Annotated in this window: 15 protein-coding genes; 8 read left to right on the top strand and 7 right to left on the bottom strand. The window is 67.4% G+C overall.

The annotated features are described in order from the left end of the window. Positions 1 to 80 precede the first annotated feature (80 nt). From FHR66_RS09490 to ykgO, 5 genes are all read right to left on the bottom strand, one after another. A complete protein-coding gene (locus FHR66_RS09490) occupies positions 81 to 1373 on the bottom strand; it encodes a TraB/GumN family protein (protein ID WP_160969926.1) in 1293 nt (430 codons plus the stop codon). Positions 1374 to 1518: 145 nt separating this feature from the next. After that, positions 1519 to 2403, bottom strand: a complete 885-nt coding sequence (locus FHR66_RS09485; protein WP_160969924.1) for a carbon-nitrogen hydrolase — start codon at positions 2401 to 2403, stop codon at positions 1519 to 1521. Positions 2404 to 2534: 131 nt separating this feature from the next. Continuing rightward, entirely contained in the window at positions 2535 to 3572 is a 1038-nt protein-coding gene (locus FHR66_RS09480) for an agmatine deiminase family protein (protein ID WP_160969922.1), read from the bottom strand. Positions 3573 to 3741: 169 nt separating this feature from the next. Further along, complete coding sequence (locus FHR66_RS09475) at positions 3742 to 4071, bottom strand: hypothetical protein (RefSeq protein ID WP_048490248.1); 330 nt, start codon at positions 4069 to 4071, stop codon at positions 3742 to 3744. Positions 4072 to 4198: 127 nt separating this feature from the next. Further along, positions 4199 to 4324: a type B 50S ribosomal protein L36 gene (gene ykgO / locus FHR66_RS09470; protein WP_010342887.1), complete on the bottom strand. Its 126-nt coding sequence runs from the start codon at positions 4322 to 4324 to the stop codon at positions 4199 to 4201. A 172-nt stretch (positions 4325 to 4496) separates the two neighbouring features. Between ykgO and cmk the strand changes: the two genes are divergently transcribed. The 8 genes from cmk (at position 4497) to galU (ending at position 12800) form a co-directional block, all read left to right on the top strand. Further along, positions 4497 to 5168 carry a (d)CMP kinase gene (cmk, locus tag FHR66_RS09465; RefSeq protein ID WP_160969920.1) on the top strand — a complete coding sequence of 224 codons (672 nt, stop codon included), beginning with the start codon at positions 4497 to 4499 and terminating at the stop codon, positions 5166 to 5168. Positions 5169 to 5400: 232 nt separating this feature from the next. After that, entirely contained in the window at positions 5401 to 7080 is a 1680-nt protein-coding gene (rpsA, locus tag FHR66_RS09460; RefSeq protein WP_010342889.1) for a 30S ribosomal protein S1, read from the top strand. Positions 7081 to 7144: 64 nt separating this feature from the next. Further along, positions 7145 to 7465, top strand: a complete 321-nt coding sequence (locus FHR66_RS09455; RefSeq protein WP_255419593.1) for an integration host factor subunit beta — start codon at positions 7145 to 7147, stop codon at positions 7463 to 7465. Between the two features lie 73 nt (positions 7466 to 7538). Continuing rightward, a complete protein-coding gene (locus FHR66_RS09450) occupies positions 7539 to 7835 on the top strand; it encodes a LapA family protein (protein ID WP_160969918.1) in 297 nt (98 codons plus the stop codon). A gap of 6 nt (positions 7836 to 7841) precedes the next feature. Beyond that, positions 7842 to 9020 (top strand): lipopolysaccharide assembly protein LapB, encoded by a 1179-nt coding sequence (lapB, locus tag FHR66_RS09445; RefSeq protein WP_160947820.1) that lies wholly within the window; start codon positions 7842 to 7844, stop codon positions 9018 to 9020. Continuing rightward, complete coding sequence (locus tag FHR66_RS09440) at positions 9020 to 10009, top strand: MraY family glycosyltransferase (RefSeq protein WP_160969916.1); 990 nt, start codon at positions 9020 to 9022, stop codon at positions 10007 to 10009. Before lapB ends, FHR66_RS09440 begins: the two co-directional genes overlap by 1 nt. Beyond that, a complete protein-coding gene (locus FHR66_RS09435; RefSeq protein ID WP_160969914.1) occupies positions 10009 to 11919 on the top strand; it encodes a polysaccharide biosynthesis protein in 1911 nt (636 codons plus the stop codon). The genes FHR66_RS09440 and FHR66_RS09435 overlap by 1 nt, the downstream gene beginning before the upstream one ends. Further along, on the top strand, positions 11919 to 12800 hold the full coding sequence (gene galU, locus FHR66_RS09430; protein WP_160960088.1) for a UTP--glucose-1-phosphate uridylyltransferase GalU: 882 nt from the start codon (positions 11919 to 11921) through the stop codon (positions 12798 to 12800). Before FHR66_RS09435 ends, galU begins: the two co-directional genes overlap by 1 nt. Positions 12801 to 13163: 363 nt before the next feature. Here the strand turns inward: galU and FHR66_RS09425 are convergent, their stop codons facing one another. Further along, positions 13164 to 14369, bottom strand: a complete 1206-nt coding sequence (locus FHR66_RS09425; protein WP_017913732.1) for an acetyl-CoA C-acyltransferase — start codon at positions 14367 to 14369, stop codon at positions 13164 to 13166. Between the two features lie 165 nt (positions 14370 to 14534). Beyond that, positions 14535 to 16907: a 3-hydroxyacyl-CoA dehydrogenase/enoyl-CoA hydratase family protein gene (locus tag FHR66_RS09420; protein WP_160969912.1), complete on the bottom strand. Its 2373-nt coding sequence runs from the start codon at positions 16905 to 16907 to the stop codon at positions 14535 to 14537. Positions 16908 to 16931 lie beyond the last annotated feature (24 nt).

The following is a 16931-nucleotide window of genomic DNA, read 5'->3' as shown; positions in this document are numbered from 1 at the left end:
CGTCCCAGGGAAGGCCCGTCGCGGCTGATCCCGCAAAAGGGGACAAGAGCCGCTCCTACGAGGTCAATGCTTCGGCTGGTTTAACCCGCCAGCTTGCCGAAGATGCGGAAGCCGGCCAGCCACACGCCGAGCATGCTGCCCAGGTTGGTCAGCAGGAAGGTCAGCACTACCCGCGAGACGCGGTTGCGATACCAACCGCGCAGGTTCTGCGCATCGTCACGCAGCGCCAGGAAGTCGCCATAGGCCGGCTTGCGCATGTGCACTTCGACCAGGGCGCTGAACGCACCGGCCGGCACGCCGGGGCGGAACGGCTTCAGCGGCGCGGCGATGGCGCCGGCGATCACGCTCAGCGGATGGCCGCCGGCCAGGATGCAGCCCAGCCCGGCCAGGCCGCCGGTGAACAGCACCCACTGCAGCAGCAGGTCGGTACCTAATGCGAAGCCGCCATGCCAGTAGCCCCAGGCCACGCCGCCCAGCACCAGCGCGGTCAGGGTCAGGGTGATCCACGGCACCTTCTTCTTGGTTTGCACCTCTTCCAGCGCCTTGCGCAGCGTCGCGGGATCGTCCTGGTCGCCCTGCAGGTGCCGCGCCAGGCCGGCCAGGTGGCCCGCACCGACCACCGCCAGTACCTCGCGCACGCCGGCACCGGTGGAGCCGTCCAGTGGCTCGGCGTTGCCGGCCAGCGGCAGCGTGCGCTGTCGCGCCTGTTCCTCGCGCAGACGCGTGGCCATGTAGCGGTCGCGCTCGGCGATGATGGTGTCGTACAGCGCCGGGCTTTCGCTGGCGAAGTCGCCGAAGCTGGCCTCGAGCATGTCGCCCTGCTTGAGCTTCTCGATCTCCGCCTCGCCGACCTCGTCGGAGGCGAACAGGCCGCCGAGCAGGCCGCTGGCCAGCTTCAGCTTGCCGAAGAAGCCGAGCCGGCTGGAGGCGCGCTTGAAGGTCAGGCCGACTTCGCGATCGACCAGGTACACCGGCAACTGCCGCTCGCGCGCCAGCAGTACCGCGCGCTTGAGCTCGGCGCCGGGCTCGATGCCCAGTTGCTCGGCCAGGCGCCGCTGGTAGGCGGCCAGCGCCAGGTTGGCGGCGAACAGAGCCACGCGGCCTTTGCGGATCACCTGCACCAGATCCAGCTTGGTCAGTGCGTCCGGATCGGTCAGTGCCTGCAGGCGCTGCGAGTCCAGTTCCACCGCCACCGCATCGAAACGGCCGCTGCCGATCGCCCGTTCCACGGCCGCGACGCTGGCCAGGGACACGTGCGCGGTGCCGAGCAGGGTGTAGCGGATGCCGTCGCGTTCGACGATGCGGTACGGCTGGCCGTCGAACAGCGCGTCGTCGCCGTCGGCCTGGGAAAGTTCGTTCATTCCATCACTCATCGGAGGGCGCCTCGGCAGCGCCGGGGCTCAGCAGGCAGGGGGTGTGAGGGCATTGGCCGCGACCGGCATGGGCGCCTGCGGCCGGGGCGCGCTGCGCCGCAGGGAGCGGCGCCGCACAGGCGAAAACCCGGCACGGCGCTGCGGGTCAGTCGATGTAGCGCTTCAGCAGGTCGCCGTAGGCATCGATGCGGCGGTCGCGCAGGAACGGCCAGATCCGCCGCACGTGCTCGCTGCGCTGCAGGTCCACGTCGCAGACCAGCACGGTCGGCTCGCCACCGGCCTCGGCGATGAACTCGCCCTGCGGGCCGAGCACGTGGCTGTTGCCCCAGAACTGGATGCCCGACGCGCCCAGTGGCGAGGGCTCGTGGCCGACCCGGTTGCAGCTCAGTACCGGCACGCCATTGGCCACCGCATGGCCGCGATGGCTGAGGATCCAGGCATCGCGCTGGCGTTCCTGCTCGGCCTGTTCGTCGTTGGGATCCCAGCCGATCGCAGTCGGATACAGCAGCAGTTCGGCGCCGGCCAGCGCCATCAGTCGCGCCGCTTCCGGGTACCACTGGTCCCAGCACACCAGCACGCCGAGGCGGCCGACCGAGGTCTGGATCGGGGTGAAGCCCAGATCGCCCGGGGTGAAGTAGAACTTCTCGTAGAAGCCCGGATCGTCCGGGATGTGCATCTTGCGGTACTTGCCCAGCAGGCTGCCGTCCTTTTCGAACACCACCGCGGTGTTGTGGTACAGCCCGGCGGCGCGGCGCTCGAACAGCGAGCCGACCAGAACCACACCGTGGCGCTTGGCCAGCGCGCCCAGGCGCTCGGTGCTGGGGCCGGGAATCGGCTCGGCCAGGTCGAATTCGTCCACCGACTCGTGCTGGCAGAAGTACGCGCCGTTGTGCAGCTCCTGCAGCAGCACCAACTGCGCGCCCTGCGCGGCGGCCTCGGCCACACGCGATTCGATCGCTGCCAGGTTCGCCGCGGCGTCGCCGTGGTTGCGCTCCTGGATCAGCGCGACGGAAAGAGTGGTTCGGGTCATTGCGGAATCAAGGTTCGCGGTAAACCGGCATGGTAGCGCGGATGGCCGCGCGGCAGGTTCCGGGGAGATGAATCCCGCGCCGCGCGTGGTGTGGTCGGCGCTGCGCCGGCGTGCGGCGCAGGCGCGGCGGCTCAGTCCGCCAGCAATCCGGCCGGCAGCTGCATGGTGATGCAGTGCAGGCTGCCGTTCTGCCAGATCAGCGCGCGGCAGGGGATCGGCACGATCTCGTGCTGAGGGAAGGCCTGCGCCATCACCGCCTGCGCCTGCGCATCGGCCGCGTCGCCGTAGGCCGGCATCAGCACCGCACCGTTGACGATCAGGAAATTGGCATAGGACGCGGCCAGGCGCCGGCCATCGTCGATCACCGGTTGCGCCCACGGCAGCGGAAACAGCCGATAAGGCGCGCCGTCGGCGGTACGCAATGCGGCCAGTTCGGCGCCCATCGCCTGCAGCTCGGCGTAGTGCGAATCGCCGGCGTCGTCGCAGGCCTGGTAGACGATCGCGTCGGGGCTGGCGAAGCGGGCGAGGGTGTCGATGTGCGCATCGGTGTCGTCGCCTTCCAGATAGCCGTGATCCAGCCACAGCACGCGCTGCTGCGCCAGCCAGTCGGCCAGGTCGTGGCTGAGCGATTCGCGGCTGCGCTGCGGGTGCCGCTCGTGCAGGCACTGCCAGGTGGTCAGCAGGGTGCCGGCACCGTCGCAGTCGATGGCGCCGCCTTCCAGGGCGAAATCGATGCGGCGCACGTCGCAGTCGGCGAACAGGCCCTGCTCGGCCAGCACGCTCACCAACTGGTCGTCGCGGCTGGCCTGGAACTTGCCGCCCCAGCCGGTGAAGCGGAAATCCAGCAACTGGAAGCCGCCGCCGGCGCGGGCCAGGGTGATCGGGCCGGAATCGCGCAGCCAGGTGTCGTCGTACTCGGCCTCGACGAAGCGCACCCGCTGCATGTCCACCCGCGCCGAGCGCAGCCGTGCCTCGGCATAGATCTGCAGGTCGGCGTCGGCCACGCAGATCAGCACCTGCTGGAAGCGCACGATCGCCGCGACCAGGGCGATGTAGGTCTCCTCGACCTCGGCCAGGCGCTCGGCCCAGTCGGTGCCGGCATGCGGCCAGGCGATCAGGATGGCGGACTGCGGTTCCCATTCTGCGGGAAGGCGAAGGCGATCAGTCATTGCGACCAGTACTCAGGTTGTGCCCGGCATCGCGCCAGGGCGTGTGTCGTTCATATCCCCGCACCGGCGGGCGCGGGGGCGTTGCGCAGGACCGCGGGACGGGACGGTCGCCAGCGGCAGCGCCGGGGTGTTCGGCCAGGCGCACGCGCAACCGGGCGCAGGACCGACGTCAGCGGATCGCCGGCTTGGGGCCGATCTCGTTGGCGTCGGCCTTGTTGGCGACCACGTCCACCACCTTCTGCTTCTCGAAGTACACGGTGAAGGCCGGATAGACCCAGCGGTTGATGGTCGGCCATTGCCGCTTCTGGCCGCCGCGCGGCTCCAGCTTCTGCTGCGGGGCGCCGTAGCGCGCCTGCACCTGGGCCATGCTCAGGCCGCGGGTCGGCATCGCCGCGGCGGGTTCTTCCTTGACCCGCTCGACCAGCAGGGTCTCGGCGTGGGCGCCGCCGGCCAGGCCCAACACGGCCAACAGCGGCAGGACGGACAGACGATGCTTCATCACGTGTACTCCCCAGAGGACGAGCGCCGATTACAGCAAACTTCGGCAACAAAAAACCGCCCGAAGGCGGCTTTCGTCGACGACCGGCCACCGCTGCGCGCAGCGCGGCAGGGTAGGCCGGGTCGGATCAGCGCTGGCGCGCCTTGAAACGGGGGTTGGACTTGCAGATCACGAAGACCTTACCGCGGCGGCGGACCACCTTGCAGTCGCGGTGACGGGCCTTCGCCGACTTCAGGGAGGACAGGACTTTCATGGCACACCTCGGCGTAAACTTGTGGATTCGAAGGAGGGCGGCACGGCCGAAACCATGGCGCGGGATCAGTAAGCCGGCGATTGTAGCCTGGTTTTCTTCATGGTTTCAACTGCTTGCGCCAGTCGGGCTGGCGTCGGCGCTACAATGCGCCGCCCCCCGTCCGAGGAACCGCATGAACGAGCCCGCTCCCGTCCTGACCATCGATGGCCCGTCCGGGGCCGGCAAAGGCACCGTCAGCCGCATCGTCGCCGCCCGCCTGGGCTGGCATTACCTGGATTCGGGGGCGCTGTACCGGGCGGTCGGGGTCGCGGCCAGCTGGGCCAATCTGGACATTTCCGACGCCGCCGCCCTGGTGCGCTGCACCTTCGACACCCGGGTGGATTTCGACGAGGTCGCCGGCGGCGGCCTGCGGGTCCGGATCAACGGCGCCGATGCCACCGACGAACTGCGCCTGGAGACCACCGGCGCGGTGGCCTCGGCGATTGCCGCCATTCCCGAGGTGCGCGCGGCGCTGAAGCAGCGCCAGCGCGCCTTCCGCACCGCGCCGGGTCTGGTCGCCGACGGCCGCGACATGGGCACGGTGATTTTTCCGGACGCCCCGTACAAGGTGTTCCTGACCGCCAGCGCCGAGGAGCGCGCCCAGCGCCGGCATAAGCAGTTGAAGGAAAAAGGGGTTTCCGTTATATTCGACGACCTGCTGCGCGAGATCATGGCCCGCGACGCACGCGATGCCCAACGCGCGGTGGCCCCGCTGAGGCCGGCAGACGATGCCGTCCTCCTCGATACCACCGGCATGGACATCGACCAGGTGGTGGGCCGCGTCCTGCAGTTGTTGCCAGTCTGAGAGCAGTGCGCAGGGCAGGGCAGCAGAGTGGTGGTGGCATGCATGCCACCGGTTCCTCGCAACACGCTACATCCAGGTTCCACCGATAGTGTCAAAGGCTCCGCTGCGCAATCCCGCGCTGCGGTTTTTCCATTCCACACCCGGCCGCTGTTCGGGCCGACTAACAGGTGGGCAGTCGCTGTTTTTCCAGAAGAAAAACGCCCTGTCCGTGTGTCCACTAGAGTAATTTCAAATGACCGAATCTTTTGCCGAACTGTTCGAAGCCAGCCAAGCCAATCTGGCCAAGCTGAAGCCCGGCGCCATCGTCACCGGTACCGTCGTGGAAGTCCGCGGCGACGTGGTGGTGATCAACGCCGGCCTGAAGTCCGAAGGCATCGTGCCGATCGAGCAGTTCCGTAACGACGCTGGCGAGATCGACGTCGCCGAAGGCGACCTGGTCAAGGTCGCGCTCGACTCGCTCGAGAACGGCTTCGGCGAGACCGTGCTGTCGCGCGAGAAGGCCAAGCGCGCCATGGTGTGGGACGAGCTGGAAGAAGCGTTGGAAAAGAACGAGACCATCACCGGCCGCATCAGCGGCAAGGTCAAGGGTGGTTTCACCGTGGACATCAAGGATGTCCGCGCGTTCCTGCCCGGTTCGCTGGTGGATGTGCGCCCGGTGCGCGACCCGGCCTACCTGGAAGGCAAGGAACTGGAGTTCAAGCTGATCAAGCTGGACCGCAAGCGCAACAACGTGGTGGTCTCGCGTCGTGCGGTGGTCGAGAGCGAGCACTCGGAAGAGCGCGAGCAGCTGATGGACAAGCTGCAGGAAGGCGCGATCCTGAAGGGCGTGGTCAAGAACCTGACCGACTACGGCGCGTTCGTGGACCTGGGCGGCATCGACGGCCTGCTTCACATCACCGACATGGCCTGGAAGCGCGTGCGCCATCCGTCCGAAGTGGTCAACGTCGGCGACGAACTGGACGTGCGCGTGCTGAAGTTCGATCGCGAGCGTAACCGCGTCAGCCTCGGCCTGAAGCAGCTGGGCGAGGATCCGTGGGACAACATCGCCCGCCGTTACCCGGCCAACAGCCGCGTGTTCGGCAAGGTCTCCAACGTCACCGATTACGGCGCGTTCGTCGAGATCGAGCCGGGCGTGGAAGGCCTGGTGCACGTGTCCGAGATGGACTGGACCAACAAGAACGTCAACCCGTCCAAGGTCGTGCAGGTCGGCGACGAAGTCGAAGTGATGGTGCTGGACGTGGACGAAGAGCGTCGCCGCATCTCGCTGGGCATGAAGCAGGTCGCCGCCAATCCGTGGGAGACCTTCGCCGCCACCCACAAGAAGAACGACAAGGTGTCCGGCCAGATCAAGTCGATCACCGACTTCGGCATCTTCATCGGCCTGGACGGCGGCATCGACGGCCTGGTGCACCTGTCCGACATCAGCTGGAACACCACCGGCGAAGACATCGTGCGCAACTTCAAGAAGGGCGACACGCTGGAAGCCGTGGTGCTGGCGGTGGACCCGGAGCGCGAGCGCATCAGCCTGGGCGTCAAGCAGCTGGAGCAGGATCCGTTCGGCCAGTACATGGCCGCCAACCCGAAGGGCTCGAAGGTCGAGGGCGTGGTGCGTGAAGTGGACGCCAAGGGCGCCACCATCGACCTGGCCGACGGCATCGAAGGCTACGTTGCCGCGCGCGACATCGCCAACGAGCGCGTCGACGACGCCAGCCAGCACCTGAAGGTCGGCGACAAGATCGAAGCCAAGTTCGTGGGCATGGACCGCAAGGGCCGCACCCTGCAGCTGTCGATCAAGGCCAAGGACGATGCCGAAATGCGCGAAGTGCTGGAGGAATACCAGTCCGCGTCGGGCGGCACCACCCAGCTGGGCGCGCTGCTGCGTGCACAGCTGAACGGCAACAAGTCCGAGTAATCCGCCACACGCAGCGTTACTGGCACGGCCCGGTGTTCCCGGGCCGTGCCAGGTTGCGACCCCACTGCACGAATCCGCAATGACAAAATCCGAGCTGATCGAAATCCTGGCGCGCAAGCAGGCGCATCTGAAGTCGGACGACGTCGATCTGGCGGTGAAGTCGTTGTTGGAAATGATGGGCGGCGCCCTGTCCGGCGGTGATCGCATCGAGATCCGCGGCTTCGGCAGCTTTTCCCTGCATTACCGGCCGCCGCGCCTGGGACGCAATCCCAAGACCGGCGAGTCCGTCGCGCTTCCCGGCAAGCACGTGCCGCATTTCAAGCCCGGCAAGGAGCTGCGCGAGCGCGTGAGCGGCGTCGTTCCGGTCGAATCCGACACGCCCTGAGTCCGGCGTCCGGCGTTTGCCGGAATCCACGCCTGTTCGGCTAATCTAGTGTCTCCCGACGCTGGAGTTGCTCATGAAGATTGCACGACTGCTGATCCTGCTGGTGTTGCTGTTGGCCGGCCTGGTCATCGGGTCGCTCAATTCGCAGCCGATCCAGATCAACTTCGTGTTCTCCAGCATCGCCACCACCTCCGGCATCGCCATCATCGTCTCGCTGTTCGCCGGCGTGCTGATCGGCGCTTCGCTGGTCCTGGCGACCCTGGTGATCCCCCTGTATGCCAAGCTGCGTCGCGCCAACAAGGCAGCGAACGCCGCGACCCCGGCCGTCACGCCGGTTTCTTCCCATGCCCAGCCCTTGGACGGACGCTGATCTTCGATGGACTTTCTGACCGAGTGGTTCTGGTTCTTCCTGTTCCTGCCGCTGGCAGCGCTGAGTGGCTGGGTGATCGGCCGCCGTGGCGGCCAGCGCCATGGCGATACCCAGGTCAGCCGGCTCTCCAGTACCTATTTCCGCGGCCTCAACTACCTGCTCAACGAGCAGCCGGACAAGGCGATCGAGCTGTTTCTGCACATCGCCGAACTGGACAAGGAAACCTTCGAGACCCAGGTCGCGCTGGGCCACCTGTTCCGCCGCCGCGGTGAGGTCGACCGTGCCATCCGCCTGCACCAGGGCCTGGTCCAGCGCGGCGACCTGAGCGACGCGCAGCGCGTGCAGGCCTTGCTGGCGCTGGGCGAGGACTACATGAAGTCGGGGCTGCTGGACCGCGCCGAAACCGTGTTCACCGAATTGGCGCAGATCGACCAGCGCGCGCCGCAGGCGCTCAAGCACCTGATCGGCATCTACCAGGCCGAACGCGACTGGGAAAAGGCCATCGACAACGCCACCCGCTACGAAGAGGTGACCGGCGAGCCGATGGGCAAGCTGATCGCCCAGTTCGAATGCGAGTTGGCCGACCGCTATCGCGCGTCGGGCAAGAACGACCTGGCGCGGGCGGCGATCGCGCGTGCCTACCAGGCCGATGCCAAGTCGGTGCGCGCCGGCATCCTGGAGGGACGCATCGACGTCGACGATGGCAACGACGAGGCCGCCATCCGCGCCTTTGAGCGCGCCGCCCGCCACGACCCGGACTACCTGCCGGAGATCATGCCTGCGCTGATGGACTGCTACCGGCGCGGCAACGATCTCAGCGGCGCGCGTGCGTTCCTGTCGGAGATGACCGAGCACTATCGCGGCATCGCCCCGGTGTTGGCGTTGACCCGTCTGATGGAGTCGCAGGAAGGTATTTCCGCCGCGCGCTCCTATCTCGGCCGGCAGCTCAAGGACCGCCCGTCGGTGCGCGGCGAGTCCGCGCTGATCGACCTGACCCTCGCCGAGGGTGCCGACTCCACCGCGACCCTGCAGGACCTCAAGCACATCACCGACCAGTTGCTGGTGCGCAATCCCAGCTACCGCTGCACCCGTTGCGGCTTCGGTGCGCGTACCCACCACTGGCAATGCCCCAGTTGCAAGGAGTGGGGCACGGTCAAGCCGCTGCTCAACTACGCGGTGGTGTAATGCCCATCGCAGGAGCCGCGCTGCTCTTGGCGCTCGGGGCATTCAGCGCGGCCGGCACCTGGCTGTCGCGCCGCTACGCACTCAAACGCAAGTTGATGGACGCACCCGGCGAGCGGCGCAGCCACACCGTGGCGACGCCGCGCGGTGGCGGCGTGGCGATCGTGGCGGCAGTGCTGCTCGCCTGCGGCTGGGCGGCGCTGCAGTGGCCGCAGCACGGTGCCGGCGTCGCCACCTTCGCGGCCGGCCTGCTGCTGGTCGCCGGCATCGGCTGGTGGGACGACCACCGGCCGCTGTCGGCGGCGCTGCGATTGCTGGTGCATGCGGTGGCGGCGACCCTGCTCGCTGCACTTGTCTACAGTGCGAGCCAACCGTTGTGGGTGGTCGCGCTGGTGTGGTTTGCAACGGTTTCGCTGATCAATATCTGGAATTTCATGGATGGCATCAATGGCCTGGCCAGCAGCCAGGCGATGATCGCGGCCATGGGATTCGCCTGGTTGCTGCCGGCGCCGCTGCGGTGGCCATGCTGGGTGCTGCTGGTCGCCTGTGCGGGGTTTCTGCCGTTCAACTATCCCCGGGCGCGCATTTTCCTCGGAGATGTCGGCAGTGGCGCACTCGGTTACCTGATCGCCGCGCTGTTCGCCTGGTGTCTGGTGGCCGGTGAGCAGGCGCCATGGCTGCCGGCATTGCCGCTGTCGGCCTTCGCCATCGACGCAGGCTTCACGCTCGCCTCGCGCATGCTCGCGGGCGAACGTTGGTGGCAACCGCACGCGCAACATTTTTATCAGCGTTGGGTACACACCGGCAGTAGCCATACTGTCGTCACGCTCGCCTACGGTCTGTTCAGCATCGTCGCGATTACAATCGCGCGGCTGGGCAGGCCCCTGGATGCGGGCGTCCAGGCCGGTCTGACGATCGCCTGGTTCTGTTCGGCAGGTGTGCTTTGGCTGGCTTTGCGCAACCGGATGCGCCGAACTCTCACGGATCACTGATGCTTTCCACGCGCGACCGATTCACCGAGCTGTTTCCCAAGGCCTCCGTGGTCGTCCACGATCTGGCCATCGTCTGGGTCTGCTGGCAACTGCTGCATGCTGCCCGCTACACCATGCTGCCTGGCGAGCATCCGTTGCCGCTGTGGAACCTCAACACCGCCATCGTGCTGGTGGCGCAGGGGCTGGTGTTCTGGAAGGTCGGCCTGTACCGCGGCCTGTGGCGCTTCGCCAGCGTTCCCGACCTGCTCAATATCTTCAAGGCCAGCTTCTATGGCCTGGTGGCGATCGTGCTGGGGCTGGCCTACAGCCGCTTCGATGCGATCCCGCTGTCGGTGCTGATGGTGTATCCGTTTGCGTTGTCGGCGCTGCTCGGCGCGCCCCGCCTGCTGTACCGCGCCTGGAAGGATTATCAGATCGCCCATTCGGACGACACTGCACGGCGCGTGCTGATCGTCGGCGCTGGCCGTGCCGCCGAGGCACTGGTGCGCGACCTGCGCCGCTCCGGTGCCTACCAGCCCGTGGGTTTCGTCGACGACGCCGGCCACCTGCACGGCGCCAAGTTGCAAGGCCTGCCGATCCTGGGTCGCATCGACGAAGCCGGCGCGATCGCCAAGGAAACCGCGGCCAAGCTGCTGGTCATCGCGATCCCCTCACTGGACGCGGCCGGCATGCAGCGGGTGGTGGCGATCTGCGAGAGCACCGGCCTGCCGTTCCGCACTGTGCCGAGGCTGGTCGACGTCCTCGAGGGCCACTACCTGCCGGGCGAACTGAAGGAGGTCGCGATCGAGGACCTGCTCGGGCGCAAGCCGGTGACACCGGACTGGAAGCTGATCAAGGGCTGGCTGTCCGGGCGCACGGTGCTGGTCACCGGCGCCGGCGGTTCGATCGGTTCGGAACTGTGCCGGCAGTGCGCGCGTCACGGCGCGCGCAAGATCGTGCTGCTGGAGATCAACGAACTGGCGCTGATCACCATCCATGCCGACCTGCACCGCACCTTCCCGGATCTGGAGATCGACTGCGTGTTGGGCGATTGCGGCGATCCGGCGGTGATCCGCCACGCCATGAAGGTGGCCGAGCCGGACGCGGTGTTCCATGCCGCCGCCTACAAGCAGGTGCCGCTGCTGGAGCGGCAGTGCCGCGAGGCGGTGCGCAACAACGTGCTGGCCACCGAGAACGTGGCGCGTGCCTGTGTCGCGGCGAAGGTCTCGACCTTCGTGTTCATTTCCACCGACAAGGCGGTCAACCCGGTCAACCTGCTCGGCGCGTCCAAGCGCTACGCGGAAATGGTGTGCCAGTCGCTGGACGACCAGGCGGTCAGCACGCGCTTCGTGACGGTGCGCTTCGGCAACGTGCTGGATTCGGCCGGCAGCGTGGTGCCGCTGTTCCGCGAGCAGATCCGCCAGGGCGGTCCGGTGACGGTCACCGATCCGCAGGTGACGCGCTACTTCATGACCATCCCCGAAGCCAGCCAGTTGATCGTGCAGGCAGCCGCGTCGGCGTCGCATGGCGCCATCTACACGCTGGACATGGGCGAGCCGGTACCGATCCGCCTGCTTGCCGAGCAGATGATCCGCCTGGCGGGCAAGCAGCCCGGGCGCGACATCGCCATCGTCTACACCGGCCTGCGTCCGGGCGAGAAGCTGCACGAGACCTTGTTCTACGCCGACGAAAACTATCGGCCGACGTCGCATCCGAAGATCCTGGAGGCCGGCGTGCGCAGCTTCTCGCGCGAGGACGTGCTGCGTGGCGTGCAGCAGTTGCGCGCGGCGGTGGCCGACTACGACAGCGAGACCATCGAGAAGGTGCTGCGCATGACCATGCCGGAGTTCGCTCCTCTGCGTCAGCAAGGCGATCACGACGGCTCCGCTACCATCGTTCCATTCCCCGCACGCGAGGCCAGAAGGCTCTGATGAGCAAGAGAATCCGCAAGGCAGTATTCCCGGTGGCAGGTTTGGGTACCCGCTTCCTTCCCGCCACCAAGACCGTTCCCAAGGAAATGCTGCCGATCATCGATCGGCCGTTGATCCAGTACGCCGTGGACGAGGCGATCGAAGCCGGTTGCGACACCCTGATCTTCGTCACCAACCGCTACAAGCACGCGGTCGCGGATTATTTCGACAAGGCCTACGAACTGGAGCAGAAGCTGGAGCGTGCGGGCAAGCACGAGCAGCTGGAAATGATCCGCCACGTGCTGCCCGAGGGCGTGCGCGCGATCTTCGTGACCCAGGCCGAAGCGCTGGGCCTGGGCCATGCGGTGCTGTGCGCCAAGTCGGTGATCGGCGACGAGCCGTTCGCGGTGCTGCTGCCGGACGACCTGATCTGGAACCGTGGCGACGGCGCGCTGAAGCAGATGGCCGATCTCAACGAGCGCAGCGGTGCAAGCGTGATCGCGGTGGAAGACGTGCCGCACGAGAACACCGCCAGCTACGGCATCGTGGCTACCGAGGCGTTCGACGGCCGCAAGGGCCGTATCGCGCAGATCGTCGAGAAGCCCAAGCCGGAAGACGCGCCGAGCGATCTGGCAGTGGTGGGGCGGTATGTGCTCAGCTCGAAGATCTTCGAACTGCTGGAAAGCACCGGCACCGGTGCCGGCGGCGAGATCCAGCTGACCGACGCCATCGCCGCGCTGCTGAAGAGCGAAGAAGTCGACGCCTATCGTTTCGAGGGCACCCGCTTCGACTGCGGTACCCACCTGGGCCTGGTCGAGGCGACGATCCGTTTCGCGCTGGAGAACAAGAAGCTGGCCAAGCCGGCGCGCGAGAAGCTCACCCAGATGCTCGCCGAGGAGTGAGCCTGGCGCCGCGCGCCGCTGCAGGGCGGCGCGCCGGCTGAGTGCTGATCCAAGAGCGTCAAGCCGCTGATTCGATCCAGATGGGTCGAATCGGATGACAAACAGAAAAGGCAGCCGCGAGGCTGCCTTTTCTGTTTGTACGTTGTTCGTACAGCAACGCTATGCCGGACCCTCACCCCAACCCCTCTCCCGGTGGCAGAGGGGCTAGGTCCTGCTCCTTCTCCCTCCGGGAGAAGGTGGCCCGCAGGGCCGGATGAGGGTAGGGCGCGCACCCGCATGGTCCATTTCACACGTGCTTGCTACCGGACCCTCGCCCCAACCCCTCTGCCGGGGGGAGAGGGGCTAAGAGCCCAGGTGGCGCGCTTACAGCGCCTCGATGATCCCCGCGGCACCCATGCCGGTGCCGATGCACATGGTGACCATGCCGTACTTCTGCTTGTGTCGGCGCAGGCCGTGCACCAGGGTGGCGGTGCGGATCGCGCCGGTGGCGCCGAGCGGATGGCCCAGGGCGATGGCGCCGCCCAGCGGGTTGACCTTGGACGGGTCCAGGCCGCTGTCGCGGATCACCGCCAGCGACTGCGCGGCGAAGGCTTCGTTGAGCTCGATCCAGTCCAACTGGTCCTTGCTCAGGCCGGCCTGCTTGAGCGCCTTCGGAATCGCTTCGATCGGGCCGATGCCCATCACTTCCGGGCGCACGCCGGCGACCGAGAAGCTGACGAAGCGGGCCAGCGGGGTCAGCCCGTAGTCCTTGATCGCCTGCTCGGAGGCCAGCAGCACCGCACCGGCGCCATCGCTCATCTGCGAGGAGTTGCCGGCGGTGACGCTGCCGCCGAACTGGCCGTTGCGGAACACCGGGCGCAGCTTGGCCAGGCCTTCGATCGAACTGTCTGGACGCGGGCCTTCGTCGGTGTCGACCAGCTTCTTGCGCAGGGCGATGACGTTGCCGGCCAGGTCGGGCTGGTGCGAGAGGATCTCGTAGGGACTGATCTCGTCGCGGAACTCGCCGGCGGCGATCGCGGCGATGGCTTTCTGGTGCGAGGCGAGGGCGAACGCATCCTGGTCCTCGCGCGACACCTTCCACTCCTCGGCCACCTTCTCGGCGGTGATGCCCATGCCGTAGGCGATGGCCACGTGGTCGTCGGCGAACACGCTCGGCGACAGCGCGACCTTGTTGCCCATCATCGGCACCATCGACATCGATTCGGTGCCGCCGGCCAGCATCAGGTCGGCGTTGCCCAGGCGGATCTGGTCGGCGGCCAGCGCCACCGCCTGGATGCCCGAGGAGCAGAAGCGGTTGATGGTCTGCCCGGCCACCGAGTTCGGCAGGCCGGCCAGCAGCACGCCGATGCGCGCCACGTTCATGCCTTGCTCGCCCTCGGGCATCGCGCAGCCGATGATCGCGTCGTCGATGCGCGAGGTGTCGATGCCCGGCGCCTGCGCCACCACCGCGCGCAGCACGTGCGCCAGCATGTCGTCGGGACGGGTATTGCGGAACATGCCCTTGGGCGCCTTGCCGACCGGGGTGCGGGTGGCGGCGACGATGTAGGCTTCCTGAATCTGTTTGCTCATTTGGCTTTCTCCGAAAGCCGGGAATGGGGATTCGGGATTGGGGATTCGTCAGAGCGGATCCCGGCGTCGAATGCTTTTTGCCCGGCTGATAAATGGTGGGAGGCGAGGGTGGTATCAGGAATTGGGAATCCGCCGTAACGAATCCCCAATCCCGACTCCCAAATCTCAGTTCCTAAGCGGCTTACCCGTCTTGAGCATGTGCCCGATGCGCGCCTGGGTCTTCTCCTGCTGGGCCAGTTCGACGAAGTGCTTGCGCTCGAGCTTGAGCAGCCATTCCTCGTCCACCAGCGCGCCGCGGTCGACCTCGCCGCCGCACAGCACGGTGGCGATGCGGGTGGCGATCTCGTAGTCGTACTCGCTGATGAAGCGGCCTTCCAGCATGTTGACCAGCAGCATCTTGAAGGTGGCGATGCCGACGTCGCCGGCGACCTGGATGCGTCGGGCCGGCAGCGGCGGGCGGTAGCCGCCCTCGGCCAGGGCGCGCGCCTCGGCCTTGGCGATGTACAGCGATTCGTAGCTGTTGAACACCACCTTGTCGGTGCCGCGCAGCAGGCCCAGTTCCTTGGCGTTGACCGCCGAGGTGGAGACCTTGGCCATGGCCACGGTTTCGAAGGTCTTCTTCAGTTCGGCGAACACGTCGCCGCCCGGACCCGCGGCCTGCGCCGCGCGCACCGCGATCTCCTTGAGGCCGCCGCCGGCCGGCAGCAGGCCCACGCCGGCCTCGACCAGGCCGATGTAGCTCTCCAGCGCGGCCACGGTCTTGGCGCTGTGCATCTGGAACTCGCAGCCGCCGCCCAGCGCCAGCCCGCGCACCGCCGCGACCACGGGGACCAGCGAGTACTTGATGCGCTGGCTGGTGGCCTGGAAGTTGGCGACCATCGCCTCGAACGCGTCGACCTTGCCGGCCTGCAGCAGGCCCAGCGCGCCGGCCAGGTCGGCACCGGCGGAGAAGGGCTCCTTGTGCTGCCACAGCACCAGGCCCTTGAAGTCCTTCTCGGCGCGGCCCACCGCTTCCTGCAGGCCGTCCAGCACCTGGTCGGAGACGGTGTTCATCTTGGTCTTGAAGCTGACCACGGCGATGTCGTCGCCGTCGTGCCACATGCGCAGGCCGTCGTTCTCGAACACGGTCTCGCCCTGTGCGAACTTCTCGCCCAGCAGCGGATCGGGGAAGCGCTGGCGCTTGTACACCGGCAGCGCCGAGCGCGGCAGCTTGGCGTCGCGCGCCGGGCTGTAAGAGCCTTCGGCGGCGTGCACGCCGTCGCGGCCATCGAACACCCAGTTCGGCAGCGGCGCGCTGCTCATGCTCTTGCCGGCGGCGATGTCGTCGGCGATCCACTGCGCGACCTGCTTCCAGCCCGCGGCCTGCCAGGTCTCGAACGGACCCAGCGCCCAGCCGTAGCCCCAGCGGATCGCCAGATCCACGTCGCGCGCGGTCTCGGCGATGTCGGCCAGGTGGTAGGCGCTGTAGTGGAACAGGTCGCGGAAGGTCGCCCACAGGAACTGCGCCTGCGGATGCTGGCTCTCGCGCAGCTTGGCGAACTTCTCGGCCGGGTTCTTGATCTTCAGGATCTCGACCACTTCCGGCGCGGCGGCGCGGTCGGCCGGGCTGTAGTCCTGCTTCTGCAGGTCCAGCACCACGATGTCCTTGCCGACCTTGCGGAAGATGCCGGCGCCGGTCTTCTGGCCCAGCGCGCCCTTGCCGATCAGCGCTTCCAGCCACTTCGGCGCCTTGAAGAAGGCATGCCACGGATCGTTGGGCAGGGTGTCGCCCATGGTCTTGATGACGTGCGCCATGGTGTCCAGGCCGACCACGTCGGAGGTGCGGTAGGTCGCCGACTTCGGCCGGCCGACCAGCGGGCCGGTGAGGCCGTCGACCTCGTCGAAGCCCAGGCCGAACTGCTCGGTGTGGTGGATGGTCGACAGGATCGAGAACACGCCGATGCGGTTGCCGATGAAGTTCGGGGTGTCCTTGGCGTAGACCACGCCCTTGCCCAGGGTGGTGACCAGGAAGCTTTCCAGGCCTTCCAGCACCGCCGGTTCGGTGTGCTTGGCCGGGATGAGCTCGGCCAGGTGCATGTAGCGCGGCGGGTTGAAGAAGTGCACGCCGCAGAAGCGGTGGCGCAGCTGCTCCGGCAGCACGTCGGACAGGGCGTTGATGCCCAGGCCGGAGGTGTTGGAGGCCAGCACCGCATGATCGGCCACGAACGGCGCGATCTTCTTGTACAGGTCCTGTTTCCAGTCCATGCGCTCGGCGATGGCTTCGATGATCAGGTCGCAGCCGCGCAGCTGCTCCAGGCCGGAGTCGTAGTTGGCCGGGGTGATGGCCTCGGCCAGGGCAGGGCTGGCCAGCGGCGCCGGGCTGAGCTTGGTCAGGTTGGCGATCGCCTTGAGCACCACGCCATCGGCGGGGCCTTCCTTGGCGGGGAGGTCGAACAGCACGGTGTCGACGCCGGCGTTGGTCAGGTGCGCAGCGATCTGCGCACCCATCACGCCCGCGCCCAGGACGGCGGCACGGCGGACGAGCAGGGGATTGGACATAGCGATCAGCCTCTGTGGGTCAAC

The organism is Xanthomonas sp. F4, from assembly GCF_011761895.1.
This window is presented reverse-complemented; position numbering and strand designations above follow the sequence as displayed.

Bases quoted from the DNA above. Each gene is read 5' to 3' on its own strand.
- FHR66_RS09435 (WP_160969914.1), top strand. From the start codon at position 10,009: ATGCTTTCCACGCGCGACCGATTCACCGAGCTGTTTCCCAAGGCCTCC.
- FHR66_RS09480 (WP_160969922.1), bottom strand. From the start codon at position 3,572: ATGACTGATCGCCTTCGCCTTCCCGCAGAATGGGAACCGCAGTCCGCC.
- FHR66_RS09440 (WP_160969916.1), top strand. From the start codon at position 9,020: ATGCCCATCGCAGGAGCCGCGCTGCTCTTGGCGCTCGGGGCATTCAGC.
- lapB (WP_160947820.1), top strand. From the start codon at position 7,842: ATGGACTTTCTGACCGAGTGGTTCTGGTTCTTCCTGTTCCTGCCGCTG.
- FHR66_RS09450 (WP_160969918.1), top strand. From the start codon at position 7,539: ATGAAGATTGCACGACTGCTGATCCTGCTGGTGTTGCTGTTGGCCGGC.
- ykgO (WP_010342887.1), bottom strand. From the start codon at position 4,324: ATGAAAGTCCTGTCCTCCCTGAAGTCGGCGAAGGCCCGTCACCGCGAC.
- FHR66_RS09425 (WP_017913732.1), bottom strand. From the start codon at position 14,369: ATGAGCAAACAGATTCAGGAAGCCTACATCGTCGCCGCCACCCGCACC.
- FHR66_RS09485 (WP_160969924.1), bottom strand. From the start codon at position 2,403: ATGACCCGAACCACTCTTTCCGTCGCGCTGATCCAGGAGCGCAACCAC.
- cmk (WP_160969920.1), top strand. From the start codon at position 4,497: ATGAACGAGCCCGCTCCCGTCCTGACCATCGATGGCCCGTCCGGGGCC.
- FHR66_RS09490 (WP_160969926.1), bottom strand. From the start codon at position 1,373: ATGAGTGATGGAATGAACGAACTTTCCCAGGCCGACGGCGACGACGCG.
- FHR66_RS09475 (WP_048490248.1), bottom strand. From the start codon at position 4,071: ATGAAGCATCGTCTGTCCGTCCTGCCGCTGTTGGCCGTGTTGGGCCTG.
- FHR66_RS09420 (WP_160969912.1), bottom strand. From the start codon at position 16,907: ATGTCCAATCCCCTGCTCGTCCGCCGTGCCGCCGTCCTGGGCGCGGGC.
- rpsA (WP_010342889.1), top strand. From the start codon at position 5,401: ATGACCGAATCTTTTGCCGAACTGTTCGAAGCCAGCCAAGCCAATCTG.
- galU (WP_160960088.1), top strand. From the start codon at position 11,919: ATGAGCAAGAGAATCCGCAAGGCAGTATTCCCGGTGGCAGGTTTGGGT.